At 43.2% G+C, this 15,190-nt stretch carries 11 protein-coding genes; 6 read left to right on the forward strand and 5 right to left on the reverse strand.

Annotation, left to right across the window (positions count from 1 at the left end; translation table 11 throughout):
- Positions 1-201: 201 nt before the first annotated feature.
- Complete coding sequence (gene topA / locus L5M37_RS05060; protein WP_263199623.1) at positions 202-2,844, reverse strand: type I DNA topoisomerase; 2,643 nt, start codon at positions 2,842-2,844, stop codon at positions 202-204.
- Between the two features lie 330 nt (positions 2,845-3,174).
- Here topA and astB point away from each other — a divergent pair, with 330 nt between their 5' ends.
- The gene (gene astB, locus L5M37_RS05065) at positions 3,175-4,509 is read left to right on the forward strand and encodes an N-succinylarginine dihydrolase (RefSeq protein WP_263199625.1); all 1,335 of its coding nucleotides are present in this window, start codon (positions 3,175-3,177) and stop codon (positions 4,507-4,509) included.
- Positions 4,510-4,614: 105 nt separating this feature from the next.
- Here the strand turns inward: astB and L5M37_RS05070 are convergent, their stop codons facing one another.
- Positions 4,615-7,056 (reverse strand): hypothetical protein, encoded by a 2,442-nt coding sequence (locus tag L5M37_RS05070; RefSeq protein WP_263199627.1) that lies wholly within the window; start codon positions 7,054-7,056, stop codon positions 4,615-4,617.
- 222 nt (positions 7,057-7,278) lie between these two features.
- Between L5M37_RS05070 and L5M37_RS05075 the strand changes: the two genes are divergently transcribed.
- The 4 genes from L5M37_RS05075 to L5M37_RS05090 all read left to right on the forward strand — a co-directional run bounded on the left by L5M37_RS05075 (position 7,279) and on the right by L5M37_RS05090 (position 11,330).
- Positions 7,279-8,601: a dicarboxylate/amino acid:cation symporter gene (locus L5M37_RS05075; protein WP_173496825.1), complete on the forward strand. Its 1,323-nt coding sequence runs from the start codon at positions 7,279-7,281 to the stop codon at positions 8,599-8,601.
- Between the two features lie 171 nt (positions 8,602-8,772).
- Positions 8,773-9,132, forward strand: a complete 360-nt coding sequence (locus tag L5M37_RS05080; RefSeq protein WP_028759715.1) for a hypothetical protein — start codon at positions 8,773-8,775, stop codon at positions 9,130-9,132.
- Positions 9,133-9,315: 183 nt separating this feature from the next.
- A complete protein-coding gene (locus L5M37_RS05085; protein ID WP_219252121.1) occupies positions 9,316-9,990 on the forward strand; it encodes a response regulator in 675 nt (224 codons plus the stop codon).
- Positions 9,981-11,330, forward strand: coding sequence for a sensor histidine kinase (locus L5M37_RS05090; RefSeq protein WP_263199629.1), 1,350 nt, complete (start codon positions 9,981-9,983; stop codon positions 11,328-11,330). Before L5M37_RS05085 ends, L5M37_RS05090 begins: the two co-directional genes overlap by 10 nt.
- A 15-nt stretch (positions 11,331-11,345) precedes the next feature.
- On the opposite strand, the gene L5M37_RS05095 is transcribed toward L5M37_RS05090, so the two are convergent.
- Complete coding sequence (locus L5M37_RS05095) at positions 11,346-12,041, reverse strand: 2OG-Fe(II) oxygenase (RefSeq protein WP_173244477.1); 696 nt, start codon at positions 12,039-12,041, stop codon at positions 11,346-11,348.
- A gap of 118 nt (positions 12,042-12,159) precedes the next feature.
- On the opposite strand from L5M37_RS05095, the gene L5M37_RS05100 reads away from it, so the two are divergent.
- Positions 12,160-13,422 carry an HD-GYP domain-containing protein gene (locus L5M37_RS05100; protein WP_028759711.1) on the forward strand — a complete coding sequence of 421 codons (1,263 nt, stop codon included), beginning with the start codon at positions 12,160-12,162 and terminating at the stop codon, positions 13,420-13,422.
- A gap of 188 nt (positions 13,423-13,610) precedes the next feature.
- Here L5M37_RS05100 and corA read toward each other — a convergent pair whose 3' ends face one another.
- Both corA and L5M37_RS05110 read right to left on the reverse strand, forming a co-directional pair.
- Positions 13,611-14,558, reverse strand: coding sequence for a magnesium/cobalt transporter CorA (gene corA, locus L5M37_RS05105; protein ID WP_028759710.1), 948 nt, complete (start codon positions 14,556-14,558; stop codon positions 13,611-13,613).
- 127 nt (positions 14,559-14,685) lie between these two features.
- Entirely contained in the window at positions 14,686-15,057 is a 372-nt protein-coding gene (locus L5M37_RS05110) for a hypothetical protein (RefSeq protein ID WP_168825387.1), read from the reverse strand.
- Between the last annotated feature and the right edge of the window lie 133 nt (positions 15,058-15,190).

Genomic DNA, 15,190 nt, shown 5'->3' on the forward strand with positions numbered 1-15,190 from the left:
AAGTTGAATTAGCGACACATTTGCCACTCATGCTATCGCGTCATTGTTAGTCAGTTTGTATCTGTACGTAAAGTACTCAACATGTTTGAATTATTATCTATAGCAACAAATTAATATCGAAAAAACGCAAACAAAAAAGCCAAGTCAAATATGACTTGGCTTTTTGTTGTTCTCTTAGCGTTAAGCTAGCTTAATCCGTCGCTATGCGCCTTTCTTGGCCTTCTTGGTAGATTCACTCACCCACTTACCATTGACGTAATGCGCAGACCAACCCGTGGCTTTACCATCGACTTCAGTTGCAACGTATTGCTCTTTCGTCTTACGGCTAAACTTCACCGCAGCCTTATTGCCTTCATCATCAGTGACTGGCGCATCCGCTAAATACTGATACTTAGGCCACAGCAGCTCGCGGTATTGAACCAGCTCCTCAACCAGAGGCGCACGGGTTTCACGTGATTTAGGGAAAGTACTGGCCGCTAAGAAGATACCCGCAGCACCATCACGTAATACGAAATGGGCATCCGATTTACTGCATTTCAGTTCGGGTAAATAAATAGGATCTTCTTTTGGCGGCGCCGCCTCACCATTTTTCAGTAATTTACGGGTATTCTTACACTCTTCATTGGTACAGCCAAAGTACTTACCAAAACGACCATTTTTCAGTTCCATATCGTGACCACAGCGATCACACTCAATCAGTGGACCTTCATAGCCTTTGATCTTGAATTGGCCTTCTTCGACTTCATAGCCTTCACAGATTGGATTGTTACCGCAGACGTGTAACTTACGCTTCTCATCGATCAGATAACTGTCCATTGCCGTGCCACAAATACTACAACGGTGCTTCGCACGCAGTGCATCTGTTTCGGCATCTTCACTGTTTTCGCTAATCGCCTCAACGCCAGGCGTGAGGTTCATCGTCGTCTTACAGCGTTCTTTAGGGGGTAATTCATAACCAGAGCAACCAAGGAAAACCCCAGTCGTTCCCGTACGGATCCCCATAGGACGACCACAAGTTGGGCACTTGATATCCGTCATCACCATTTGGTTAAGACGCATGCCACCTTCTTCGGGATCCAGCTCCGCTTTTTCTAATTGCTTAATAAAGTCAGCATAGAAACCATCGAGTACTTTTTTCCAGTCTAACTCGCCCCGAGCCACATCATCTAATGTTTGCTCCATGCTGGCGGTAAAGTCATAGCTCATCAAATCAGCAAAACTGCTCACCAATCGTTCGCTGACAATTTCACCCATTTTTTCGGCATAGAAACGACGATTTTCGACTTTTACATAACCACGATCTTGAATCGTTGAAATGATGGTTGCGTAGGTTGATGGGCGGCCAATACCGCGTTTTTCTAATTCTTTAACTAAAGAGGCTTCGCTGTATCGTGCTGGCGGCTTAGTAAAATGTTGTTTAGGCTGCAATTCTTTTAATGCTAATACATCGCCCTGTGCCACGAATGGTAACGTATTGTCTTCTTCGTTTTTCTTCTTAAGCGCTGTTTGTACGCGAGTCCAACCATCAAAACGTAAAGTACGTCCAGTAGCCTTGAGCTCATAGTCACCCGCTTTTACTGTCAACTTAGTGGCATCATATTGTGCAGGTGTCATTTGACATGAGACAAACTGGCGCCAAATAAGCTCATATAAGCGCTGAGCGTCACGTTCCATGTCAGATAAGGTCGCTGCTTGCACTTGAACGTTCGATGGACGAATCGCTTCGTGAGCCTCTTGTGCGCCTTCTTTTGATCCGTATCGAATCGGTTCGGCGGGTAGATACTTATCACCAAATTCTTTGGCAATCATATCGCGCAAGTTTTCAACGGCTTCTTGACTCAAATTGGTCGAGTCGGTACGCATATAAGTGATATGACCGGCTTCGTAAAGTCGCTGCGCCATCATCATGGTCTTCTTCACACCAAAACCTAAGCGTGTACTCGCGGCCTGTTGCAGTGTCGACGTAATAAAGGGAGCCGATGGTTTACTTTGAGTCGCTTTATCTTCGCGGGCCAGCACAGTAAAACTTGCCGCAGATAACGCTTGAACCGCAGCCATCGCTTGCTGTTCATTGATAGGATTAAAGGCAGCATCTAGATGCTTAACCACTTCCATCCGCAAAGCTTCTTGAGCGGGCGTATTGAGCTCTGCGTGTACATCCCAAAATTCTTCAGGCACAAAGGCTTTGATTTCGCTTTCGCGTTCAACCACTAAACGCACGGCAACCGACTGCACTCGCCCAGCGGATAAACCGCGAGCGACTTTTTTCCACAGCAGCGGCGACACCATAAAACCGACAACTCTGTCTAAGAAGCGGCGCGCTTGTTGGGCATTAACCATGTTAGTGTCGAGTGTCGACGGTTTACTAAAAGCATCTTGAATCGCAGACTTAGTAATTTCGTTGAAAACAACACGTTGATACCGTGAAGGATCACCACCAATCACCTCTTGCAAATGCCAGGCGATAGCTTCTCCCTCACGGTCTAAGTCGGTTGCGAGATAGATTTGGTCAGCAGAATCGGCAAGTGCCTGTAACTCTTTAACGACTTTTTCTTTACCCGGCAAAATTTGGTACTTAGCCGCCCAGCCCTTTTCAGGGTTTACGCCCATACGAGACACTAGCGCTTGCTGATCTTTCACCTTTTTATATTGAGCTTTTTCTTCTGGCGACATCTTCTTAACTTCGGCAGCGGATTTAACCTTTTCATTGCCTTCTGAAGTCGATGATGTCGGCAGATCACGGATGTGACCTACGCTCGATTTAACGATGAATTCTTTGCCAAGATATTTATTAATAGTCTTAGCTTTGGCCGGTGATTCGACAATAACTAGCGATTTACCCATAGTTTAATTTGCGCCAAAAAATCTCAAGAAGGTGGAAATTGGCACCATATATAGAGGGTTGTACTGATAGTTTCAAGTTAATCCCTCTTTTATATGTACCAGCGAGTCACTTTTTAATCAAAGTTGAAAAAATGTAAAAATATAATATGCGTAATTAAAAACTAATATTTCATTATTTGCCAGCAAGCAAGAAATAGTTATGCATTTATCGTGAAAAAGTCGCTTTGAGCACAAAACCGTCCGCTTGTGCACTCGAAAAGCTTCAGTATACTGGGTTCCCTCAGGGACCATATGAACAAATAATAACTTTCCCTATCACAAGGATAAGCAATGAAGCACTTTGAAGCGAATTTTGATGGACTCGTTGGACCAACACACAATTACGCAGGGTTGTCTTTTGGCAATGTAGCCTCACTTAGCAATGCCGCCTTAGTTTCCAACCCCAAAGCTGCAGCAAAACAAGGACTCCAAAAAGCCAAAGCACTAGCCGATATGGGCATGGTTCAAGGAATATTAGCTCCTCAAGAGCGCCCAGATCTCTATACATTGCGCCGAATTGGATTTTCCGGCTCTGATGCTAATGTATTAAAACAAGCGGCAAAAGAAGCGCCTATGTTACTTAATGCCTGTTGCAGTGCTTCCAGTATGTGGACAGCCAATGCCGCTACCGTCTCACCAAGTGCAGATACACGTGACGGCAAACTGCATTTCACCCCAGCAAATTTAGTCGACAAACTGCATCGCAGCATCGAGCCTTTGACAACGGGGCGCATATTAACAGCAACTTTCAGTGATCCCCACTATTTTCATCACCATAGTCACTTACCTGAGCATAATAGCTTCGGTGATGAAGGTGCCGCAAACCACACTCGTCTCTGCAATGAATACGGCCATGCTGGTGTTGAGCTGTTTGTTTATGGACAAGAAGCCACTAATCCCAATGCACCTAAACCGCAAAAATATCCAGCAAGACAAACCTTAGAAGCGTCGATGGCAGTCGCACGCTTACATCAGCTGGAAGACGATAATTGCGTCTTCATCCAACAGAATCCTGATGTGATTGATCAAGGTGTATTCCATAACGATGTTATCGCAGTAGGTAATCAAAATGTCCTGTTCTACCACGAACAAGCCTTCTTAAATACCCAGAATAAGATCGATGAAATTAAACGTAAACTCGACACTGAGCTGTATTTCATTGAAGTGCCAACCGCGAAAGTAGCAATTAACGACGCAGTCAAAAGCTATTTATTCAATACTCAAATTATTACATTGCCATCCGGTGAAATGGCGATTATTGCCCCAACAGATTGCCAAGAAAATCCCGCGGTATTTGCCTATTTGAACGAATTACTCACGTTAAACACACCGATTAAGCAAGTGCTTTATTTCGACGTAAAACAAAGCATGCAAAACGGTGGCGGCCCTGCCTGTCTTCGTTTACGTGTCGCCATGAATGAAGTGGAAGTCGCAGCGGTAAATCAACACACTCTGATGAATAATGCTTTATTTACTCGTTTAAACCTTTGGGTAGACAAACATTATCGAGACAGATTAACCACCCAAGATCTTGCAGACCCTCAGCTAATCATCGAATCTCGAACAGCTCTGGATGAACTGACACAGATCATGAAACTAGGTAGCGTGTATCAGTTCCAGCGTTAGGAATTATTCCTAACTTTTTGAACTACATCATTATAAAATTCGACAGACCTACAATAGAAAAAGAGCACCTTAGATGCTCTTTTTATTTGGATAAGGTCCTTAAAACTAGCTGATTCTAATCGGAATAGATAGAACCTGAGTCACTGACCCATTAGGGGTTTCAACCTCAACAATAAGAGTACCTGCATTAGGTTGCTCTTCACCTTTCAGTGTCACACTAAACTCACGTCCCGCGTTATAGTTACTACTTGGCCAAATATATTGAGCACTACTAGCAACAGAACCTGCGCTTGCTTTAAATCTAACAATACTACCAGCAGGCATTTGTTGGTTATGTAAGTCAGATATAGTGAAATAAACAGTAGCGGCATCTTTACCTATTAAGTCAATACGTTGGTCTTTGCTGATGCTGTAACTATCGTCGATAAGCACATCAGCAATCGGAGTCGCATAAGCAGTACTTCCTGACATGACAATCACTAAACTGCCTCTCACATATAGTGATTTTGAATCTGTAATACCATCAGCACAAGCAGCATGTGCTGGCTCAGAGCAGAGTACACCGTTATATTTACTATCTTTTATATCAAAAACACCATTAGAATTAAAATCAATTAACTCTTCTAATTCCCCACCAATTTGTCCACCCGCTTGCTGAGGATTAAAAATGCCATCTTCATTATAATCATTGAAAGCATCATCCAAATCAAATGGCTTACCACTTACATCCTTTTGAGTTAAAAATGCTGTTGCTTCAGAAGAATCAAAGCGGCCATTGCCGTTAATATCTGGGAAGGATTCTTCGCCAATCGCAGTTGCAGTAATAGTTGCTCGACCACCATATTTCTGGCCATAATAATTACCTAAATTAGGCGCAAGTATCGCAATAGGATTGCGAATTAATGCGCCTGTTGCGTCAATAAGAGACTGCCCTTCAGGCCTAGTTAACTGACTCGTCCAAACAACACTACATGTACCTTTAACAGTCTGACAAGCATCTTCAATAGAGCCACCTTCAGTGGTAAAAGATACTGTTGTGCCATCTGGAACAGGGTTATTGAATGCATCGGCTAGGCGTGCAGTAACGGTCACTTTGGTGCCATCAACGTTCCAACCTTCCGCATTGAGTACTGTTGCAGAAAGTGAAAAACTGTCTTGATCGGGTATCCCTGTCGAGATGATGAGCTGACTTGATTGACTTGAAATAACTGGCGAAGAGCCAGCAATAGTGCCTGTTACTCTTACCGAAGTAGCAACAGTCCCTGTTCTTACAACTGTCTGAACAATGCCTTGATTGTTAGTCGTTGCACTTGATGGGTCAAGCACTATGCCTCCCGTCGTAGTGTTCAAACTAAAGTTAACTAACTGGTTACTTACCGGATTACTATTTGTGTCAAGTACCTTAAATTTAACTTCAGAAGATTCTGAGCCACCTGTACCTAAAATGGCGATATTTTGCGGTGTCGCAGACATAAATATAATGCTTCCCACGTTAGCAGGAAGTACTTTAATAGTGCCCGTAGCTGAAAGATTTAATCCACCTGCGTTAGCAGTAACATTAATAGGATCATCTCCAACGCAGCCCTTTGCAAGGTAAGTCGTTGTAGCTACGCCATTCACAGAGGGTACGGGTGAACTTATTATGGCTTCTGGTGATGATTTAGTTGAACAGGCCGATGAAAACTTAACATCCACAGGTTGGGTAAAAGGCTTACCTTGATCGTCCTGGATAACGACAGAAATAGTCGCGGTGCCACCTGCAGTTAAATCACTTGAACTAACATTTGCTTTACCAGCAACAAAAGGACTTCCACTACCCATGACTACATTTGTAGCACCAACCACCACTACTGTATTACCTTTTTCACCACTAGCTAAAGAGGCAACGATAGTTCCTGCACCTAACGTATTACCAGCATAAATATCAACACTAGCCTTTCCCTGACTATTTGTTACAGCAGTTTTGATAGGAAGGTCCCCAATATCATTGTCAAAGGTCACTATCGTGGGTTTATTAATGCCGGTGATAGTAGCAGTTAACTTACCTGGATTTAAGGATGTAATAGTTTGAATAGGTAAGCCTGTAATATCAGTTAAGGCTAAATTAACTTGTGCACCTCCACCCGCTTCACCGCCATCACCTTTCATCACAAAACCAATTTTCCCAGACTCCCCAGTATCAACTTTGCCAGTGACAGTACCTGCACCCGCAATAGTTGCTGTATTTAAAATAATAGTAGCAACACCTTCGGTATTCGTTAATGCCGTTGCCGTACTAGGATCAAAAGACCCAATATTAGAATTACTCAGAGTAAAAGTAACTAATTCACCAGCCAAGGAACCGAGTTTCGAATCAACAACTTTAGCTGATACTGTGGCAGGTGCTAAAGCAGAAATATCCGTATTAGTAATACTCAGAGTGACAGTGACGACACTTGGCGTCGGCGGAGTACCGGAACCATCATCAGAGATACTGCCTCCACCACCACATGCTGATAATAAAAGCGAACACAATCCTGCGAGAAAAACCTTATACGCTGACTTCATTGTCAGGCTCCCTGTTACTCTGATGATAATACCTAAGCGAGACGCTTATTACTTATAGGCTAACATTACACAATTTTCACGCAACTTTCCCGTAACTATCTTATTTTATTTCGCAAATCTGATAAATACTTTAACATTAATTGTCATTTCATCTTCACGATTTTCTTGCTAGTCTTGTGAGCGCCAAAAAATAGAATGTATAAAAAACACACAGGACTCTCTATGGCAATTTCTATAAAAAATAAACTCGGCCTTACAAGTAAAATTCTGATCGGTATGGGAACAGGTATTGCTTTAGGCCTCTTTCTTCGTAATGCCTTTCCAGAAAGCGATATAGTAAAAGATTATATTACCGAAGGTTTCTTGCATGTTATCGGTACTATCTTCATCTCCAGCTTAAAAATGTTAGTCGTTCCTTTAGTCTTTATTTCATTAGTTTGCGGAACTTGCTCACTGAGTGAACCTTCAAAATTAGGCCGCTTAGGGGGGAAAACCCTCGCCTTCTATTTATTCACAACCGCCATTGCCTTAGTGATTGCGATTGTCAGCGCAGTCCTTATACATCCTGGAAACGCCTCACTGGCGTCAGAAAAAATGGAGTACGTCGCAAAAGAAGCCCCAAGTCTTGCTGATGTGCTGATAAACATAGTGCCCACTAATCCGATGCAGGCATTGAGCGAAGGTAATATGCTGCAAATTATTATTTTTGCGGTGATTTTTGGCTTTGCTATTGCCCATATTGGTGAGAGAGGTAAACGTATTGCGGCGTTGTTTGAAGATTTAAATGAAGTCATCATGCGTGTCGTGACACTGATAATGCAACTCGCGCCCTATGGTGTATTTGCGCTGATGGCAAAACTTGCATTAACACTCGGTTTAGAGACCTTTGGTAGTGTGGTTAAATATTTCTTCGTGGTCTTAGGTGTATTACTGATCCATGCGTTTGTTGTTTACCCTACACTTCTAAAACTTTTCTCAGGCCTCAATCCCTTAATATTTATTCGTAAAATGCGCGATGTGCAGTTGTTTGCTTTTTCAACCGCCAGTTCAAATGCCACTTTACCCATTACCATAGAAGCGTCTGAACATAGATTAGGTGTGGATAATAAAATCGCCGCTTTTACGCTACCGTTAGGCGCTACCATTAATATGGATGGCACAGCAATCATGCAAGGCGTTGCCACTGTGTTTATTGCGCAGGTTTTTGGCATTGAGCTCTCACTAACCGATTATGCCGTTGTCGTTGTGACTGCCACGTTAGCATCAATTGGTACAGCGGGTGTTCCAGGTGTCGGACTTATCATGCTGGCCATGGTGTTAAATCAAGTTGGCTTGCCAGTGGAAGGGATTGCCCTGATTATCGGTGTCGATCGCTTACTCGACATGGTACGTACTGCTGTAAACGTCACAGGTGATTGCGTAGCAACTGTAATTATTGCTAAATCAGAGGGCGAATTTAACGAGCAAGTGTTTAACAACACTCAAGCGGGTAAAGTTGCTAGAAGTTTTGATGAGCAAGTTCATCATTTAGATAAATCGAACTAAACCTCACAAAGACCAAAATGACGCCCAGCTTCAGTGTTGGGCGTTTTTGTTTGAACGCAATACAGTTAACATGTCTATTGTTAGCAAAATGTGAACGCACCAATAGTACGGAAGTTTGTTTTTAGATACATTATGTTTACTATTTTAATACGTTTAATGGGAGGGGTATAAATGTGGTGGAGAAGTCTTTGGATCCTGATTGCATGCTGGTTATTGAGTGCCCACTTCGTACGTTACGAACAAATTAACTTTGCTATTCCTTTTGCACTTGCGCCTTTGGTCTTATTTTTTAACTCAGTTTACTTACTTCGTTTATTACAAATTTTATTATTTATAAGTGTCTTTGCCGTATGGGGCGTCACAACCATTGAAGCGGTACATCTGCGATTAGCGCAAGAAATGCCTTGGTTGAGATTGTCTTTTATCATGATGGCGGTGATGTTATTTACCTTAGGCGCGATTATGTGTGGCAACGGCATTTTGCGGATCAGAAAACAAAAATCGCCTTGGGGAAATTCCCCGATACGCTAACACTTTAACGGCAAAACCGTCTTATTCAACAATTAATTAGTACTTATTTTGACCACAAGTTCAACTCGGTCAGCAAAGGTTAAGTTCAACTAAGATATGCTGATCCTCTATTTGGTTATCAGTGTGATTTTGCGTAGACTAGTTTGCTAAAGCTTTAGCTCATACACTTTAAGGCATTATATTATGAGAATTTTGGTTGTTGAAGACGATCCTATTTTATCCCACCACTTAAAAGTGCAATTAAGCGATCTCGGCAATCAAGTTCAAGTGGCACTGACTGCCAAAGAAGGTTTTTATCAAGCCACTAATTATCCCATCGATGTCGCCATTGTCGATTTAGGGCTACCCGATCAAGATGGTATTAGCTTAATTCAACAACTCCGTGAAGCGGGTCTTAAAGCACCGATATTAATTCTCACGGCACGAGTTAATTGGCAGGATAAAGTTGAAGGCCTAAACGCCGGAGCCGATGACTACTTAGTGAAACCCTTTCAAAAAGAAGAGCTTGTCGCAAGGCTTGATGCCTTAGTGCGCCGTAGCGCAGGTTTTGTTAAACCCGTGATTTGCAGTGGAGAATTGAAACTCGATCTCGCCGCCAAACAAGTCACTCTGGGTGACGAAGTCATGGAGGTCACTGCCTTTGAATATTTAATCCTCGAATATTTGATGCGCCATTGTCATGAGGTTGTCGCCAAGCAACGTTTACTCGATGTGATTTATGGTGATAAGGAAGGCGATCCCAATACGATTGAAGTTATGGTCAGCCGCTTGCGTAAAAAACTGACCCGCGATGGTATCGATACCCCCATAGTGACCATCCGCGGCCAAGGATATAAATTTAACCTGCCATGCAATTAAGATTAAAATTCAAGAAACGTCTGCTGACACGGATGTTTCTCACCTCGCTATCAATTATTACCTTAGTGGGTTTTGGTCTCGCATGGATGGTTAATATTCTGCATGCGCAAAATAGTTATAACGAAGAAACGGCCCAACTCATTGCCGAAATTCCCCAAGTCGCCGCCGAATTACGGGAGCACGATCTTATCCCCGATACCAGTGCTTGGCTGGAAGAAAATAATAAACAAGAGCGTTATGTGATAGCGAGCTGCGATGACAAATTTAAGCAGGTTTGGACCTCATCCCTCGCAGTAGATCGTGGCTTATTTGATACCTGTGAGCGTTTTAACGAAATCCGTAACGACTCCCCGCCCTACTACCTCACCATGGCTGACGACAGAGGATATTTCGTCTATTTGCTCGCGGTAGAAATTGCCAGTGTGCATTACAACCTCCTCGTCATGAAAGATGCCGCCAAACTGGAGCAGGAATACAGTAAATTCAGTAAACGTACTTATATTCGTTTAGCCATGGTATTGGCCTTAGCCTTAATTCTATTGGTCAGCGCCGCCTATTGGGGCATGCGTCCCTTGGTACGGATGCAAAATGAACTGCAATCAATTAACCAAGGTAAGAGTAAATCACTTTCTGAGGGCTATCCTGTTGAACTTGAAGGCGTAACGCAAGCACTCAACCAGATGTTGCAACAATCGAGTGCCCAACAACAGCGCTATCAAAATGCGATGAATGACTTGGCACACAGTCTTAAAACCCGCTTAGCCGCCGTGCATGCCATTACAGATGACGCCAGTTTGAGTAAACAATCGGCGAGCGAAAAGATCATGGAACAAGTCAGCCAGATGGATCAGCTGGTCAAATATCAATTAAAACGAGCTATGTTAGGCCGCCAAGGCCTGAAGCAAGAACAAACGGTGATTGCGCCCTTAGTCGACCAATTAGCGCAAATGTTGTTTAAAATTTATCGCGACAAGCAAGTGCAGTTCTCAGCAAACATTCCTCCCGCCTTAATGTTCCCTGGCAACAAGGGCGACTTGATGGAACTGTGTGGCAACCTAATGGAAAACGCTTTCCGCTTGTGTATCAGCCAAGTGCATGTATCGGCTAAAATTAACTCACAAGGTGAGTTTGAACTCATTGTTGAAGATGATGGCCCAGGTGTTGAAGAAAGCTTAAGACAGAAGATTATCCAACGTGGCGTGCGTGCCGATACTCAGTCCCCAGGGCAAGGGATCGGATTAGCTGTCTGTGATGAAATCGTTCACAGCTACGGTGGCAGCTTAAAAATTGAAGAAAGTCGCTTAGAAGGGGCCCTCTTTAGGATCAGTATCCCAGTGTAAGAAACTGGGATACTATCATGCAATCACCGCATATAGCTGTTCGGCTCGATTAAACATGATCCAAGAAGTGGCAATATATTTGTCACCACTCACAGGTTTATTCCCCCGATGTGAATGAGTAAATCCCGCAGGCGCTATCACCATAGTGCCTTTTTTAGGGGAGATTTTACGCTGTTGATAATAGAATTCGGTTTCGCCGCCCTCTTCCACATCATTTAAATAAAACATATAGAGCACGACGCGATGCAGAGCTTCATTGTGGCCATTCTGCGGGAATTGCTCCGAATGCCAATGGGGATAACCGCCTTTATTTTGCTGATACTTTTGAATATTAATACTGCCACTGCGATACAAATACTTCACTAAGCCATCGGCCCTAGGCGCACCCAGCGTCGCAAAATTAGTCGGAGTTAGTGTTACAGGTTGGCCCTGCTCATCACTCACTGACACAGCAACCGCACCCATTAATGCCATTGAATATTTTGTAAAATAATCTACTGCGCCCTTTAAGGTATAACCTAAGAGTTCGTTTCTGATGGGCTGCAGGTCGACGAAACTATCTAAGGTCAAATCGCGGCTGATCTTCTTCTCCAGATCGACGCCATTGCCCGTTTGTCCATCAACAACGCCAGCATGTTGCTCAAATGCCAGAATGAGACGGTCACACAAGTCATTCGGCAACGCATTAGGGTATACTTCAATAAAGTCCATACTTCCTCAATGGAGTGGCTACTTTCTAGGCTTACTATGCTGACATGTTAGTTAAGTAATTGTAAAGCAGCATCATTGAGATAAAATAACCCACATTACGCTTCACGATAACAAGAATATGAAAAAAAGCTGTAAAGTCTCAGTCCATCAACTTCAAGTCGGCAACTTTGTGCGTTTGCCCGTGGCTTGGAAAGATCATCCCTTTTTATTCAGTAGCTTTCATATTAAACAAGCTGCACAAATCGAGTTGATTAAAAATCTGGGCATCGAACATGTCATCGTCGATTTAGAACGCAGCGACGTCGCCCCGATACATGCTGATGCGGTCAACCCTATCAAATTGCCGCCAAGTGCTGAAATCAATGTGCTTAAAAACGACATGGATCAATACAAGGCTGAGCAAATCGAAGTACAAAAAAAATTACGCCGTGACATTAATAAAACTGAGCAAAATTTTACCCGCTCAGTAGCCATGATGCGCAGCCTCATCTCTAAGTTACGTAATCGCCCCTTAAATGCGGTCGATGACGCCAAAGATTTGGTGCACACCATAGTCGAACAGCTGCTCAACTCAGATAACTTAGTGCTGCATTTGATGAGTGATGCTAAGCAGGATGAAAGCATTTACTACCACTCCTTGAATGTTGCTATCCTCTCTATGCTGATCGCCAAAGAAATGGAATGGGATAGAAGTGAAATCGAAACGGTCGGTCTCAGTGCCCTGTTCCACGACGTGGGTAAATTAAAAATCCCACCACAAATTCTAAAAAAATCGACACCTTGGTCAGCACCAGAGCTTAATTTTATCAAGCAGCATCCATTACTTGGGATTGAACTGCTCAAATTAGCCGATAATTTTCCCCAAGCAGCCTTACCTGCAATCACCAATCACCACGAGTTTCTCGATGGCAGTGGTTATCCCAAAGGCCTAAAGGAAGAGGCTCTCGATAAGGTATCGCAACTGATTGCGGTAGTGAACGAATATGACTCCTTGTGTTACCCAAGCCAACAGGGCAAAGCCAGAATGCCCTACGCCGCACTAGGGCATTTGTATAAGCAATATAAAACTAAGCTAAATCAAGAGTATATTGGCAAGATGATCAAGATGCTGGGCATTTACCCCCCAGGCAGTGTGGTGGAATTATCCAGCGGTCAATATGCCATGGTGATGTCGGTTAACTTAACTAAACTGCTATGTCCAAAAATATTGGTTTACGATGCCTTAGTGCCTAAAGATCAGGCGCCTATCGTTGATCTGGAAATTGAAGGGATCAGCATAGTGCGCTGCTTACCACCTGCGGCGCTTCCTGAAAAAGTCCACGAGTATTTGAATCCGCGCGAGCGAGTGAGTTACTACTTTGGCGGCGATAGTCGTAAGTAGTTGATTAAGAAACTGGCTTAACGATTATGTCTAACGAGCTTCACTCATTTAAGCAAAGTCATCGAGTCTCACTCATTGAATAAAAGTCATTGAATGAACATGATTAATAAAAGTGATAACAATAAGGGTCGAATATTGCATTCGACCCTTATTGTTAATTCAAGAAATAAACACAGCTCGCGCCAGGCTTATAACCAATGCTTACGTTTAAAGAAGAAGTAAGTACCTGCGGCACTGGCTAACATCATCACAATCGCCATAGGATAACCGTATTGCCACTCAAGCTCAGGCATGCTGGTAAAGTTCATCCCATAACTACTGGCAATCAAGGTCGGTGGTAGAAACACCACTGCGGCAACCGAGAAGATTTTGATGATTTTGTTCTGTTGCAGACCACTGAAACCCATGGCCGCATCGAGCAGAAAGTTTAACTTATCGAAAATAAACTGACTGTGGGGCATCAGCGACTCGATATCCGACAACATTTCCCGCAAGTCCTTTAAATGTTCATCGGATAACTGGCCACGATAATAACGCTGCATATAACGCAGTGAACGCTGAGTATCGAGCAAACTTAATCGAATTTTACCATTAGAGTCTTCTTGCAGAGTGATGAGCTTAAATACATCGTCAAGTTCATCGTTATCAAATACTTGCTCACCGACATTTTCAAGTACAGTGTAAACGTCTTCAATTAAGTCAGATAGATAATCCACTTTCAGATTAAATAATTCGAGAAACAATTCCTGCGGTGTCGATACTTCTAACCGCCCTAAACGCAAATAGTTACGCAGCAAACGGATAAGACCTACGTCTTCTTCACGAATTGTCAGTAAAAAATTGCTACGAAGGTTGAAGGAAACGTTAACGCCGCGCACATCTTGGCCGACACGCTGTGGGAATAATGAATTAATATGCAAGCCGTCACTGTTTTGATAAAAACGTGCCGAGGCCTCAATTTCATTAATATCTTCTTCGTCAGGCACTTCTTCAACAGAAAAATGACTTAACCACTCTCGCTCCTCATCATCGGGTTTATACAGATCTAACCAAATGGTCGATGCGGGAATACTGTCCAGTATGCCGAGCTCTGTCACAGTAAGGTGACGATTATCATAGACATAAGCAGTAATCATTTGTCCTCCTGAAAAAAAACTTAAGTTAACGATTCCACTTAAGTGCAGGCTAAAAAATTGTCGCTAGTTTACCGCATAAGTTGGCAATGAAAAGGCGTGCAAGGTAATTTAGTAAAATAAATATGCCTTAATCGGTTTCGATAATAGCCAACCGTTCTTGGGTCGAAAAGCGAATATGGATGCCATCGATAGTGACCATTTTCGAGTCTGAGATATCCCCTTTTCGCACACGATACTCGCCGTTATTGTCGGCATTCGGTGACACAATTCTCACAGTGACAATTCTATGCTGATCGCGCCAATACCAAACACTGTAACTCAGTAGGCTAAATCCAATCACCACAAACACACCCGTCAACAGGTATCGGCGCCACAGCGGTTCACTAAAACGCTTTGAACTGAGATTAACTGCCAGAGGTTCAATCTGACGCTTGCGTTTCACCAGTAAAAACCAAGCGCCAGCAATGACTAAGACTGTTAGTAAAATTTTAATGAGCATGGCTCTTTCCTCTGATAAACGTCCGCTTGTGCTCAATGGTCTCGATCAAGCCAGCAGCAATCTTGCATTGACCCTTCAATGCCACACAAGTTAGCGCATTATACGCAGACTTATGTGGATAAACTGTCTTTGG

The organism is Shewanella sp. SM69, from assembly GCF_025653985.1.
GTDB classification, from domain to species: Bacteria; Pseudomonadota; Gammaproteobacteria; order Enterobacterales; family Shewanellaceae; genus Shewanella; species Shewanella oncorhynchi.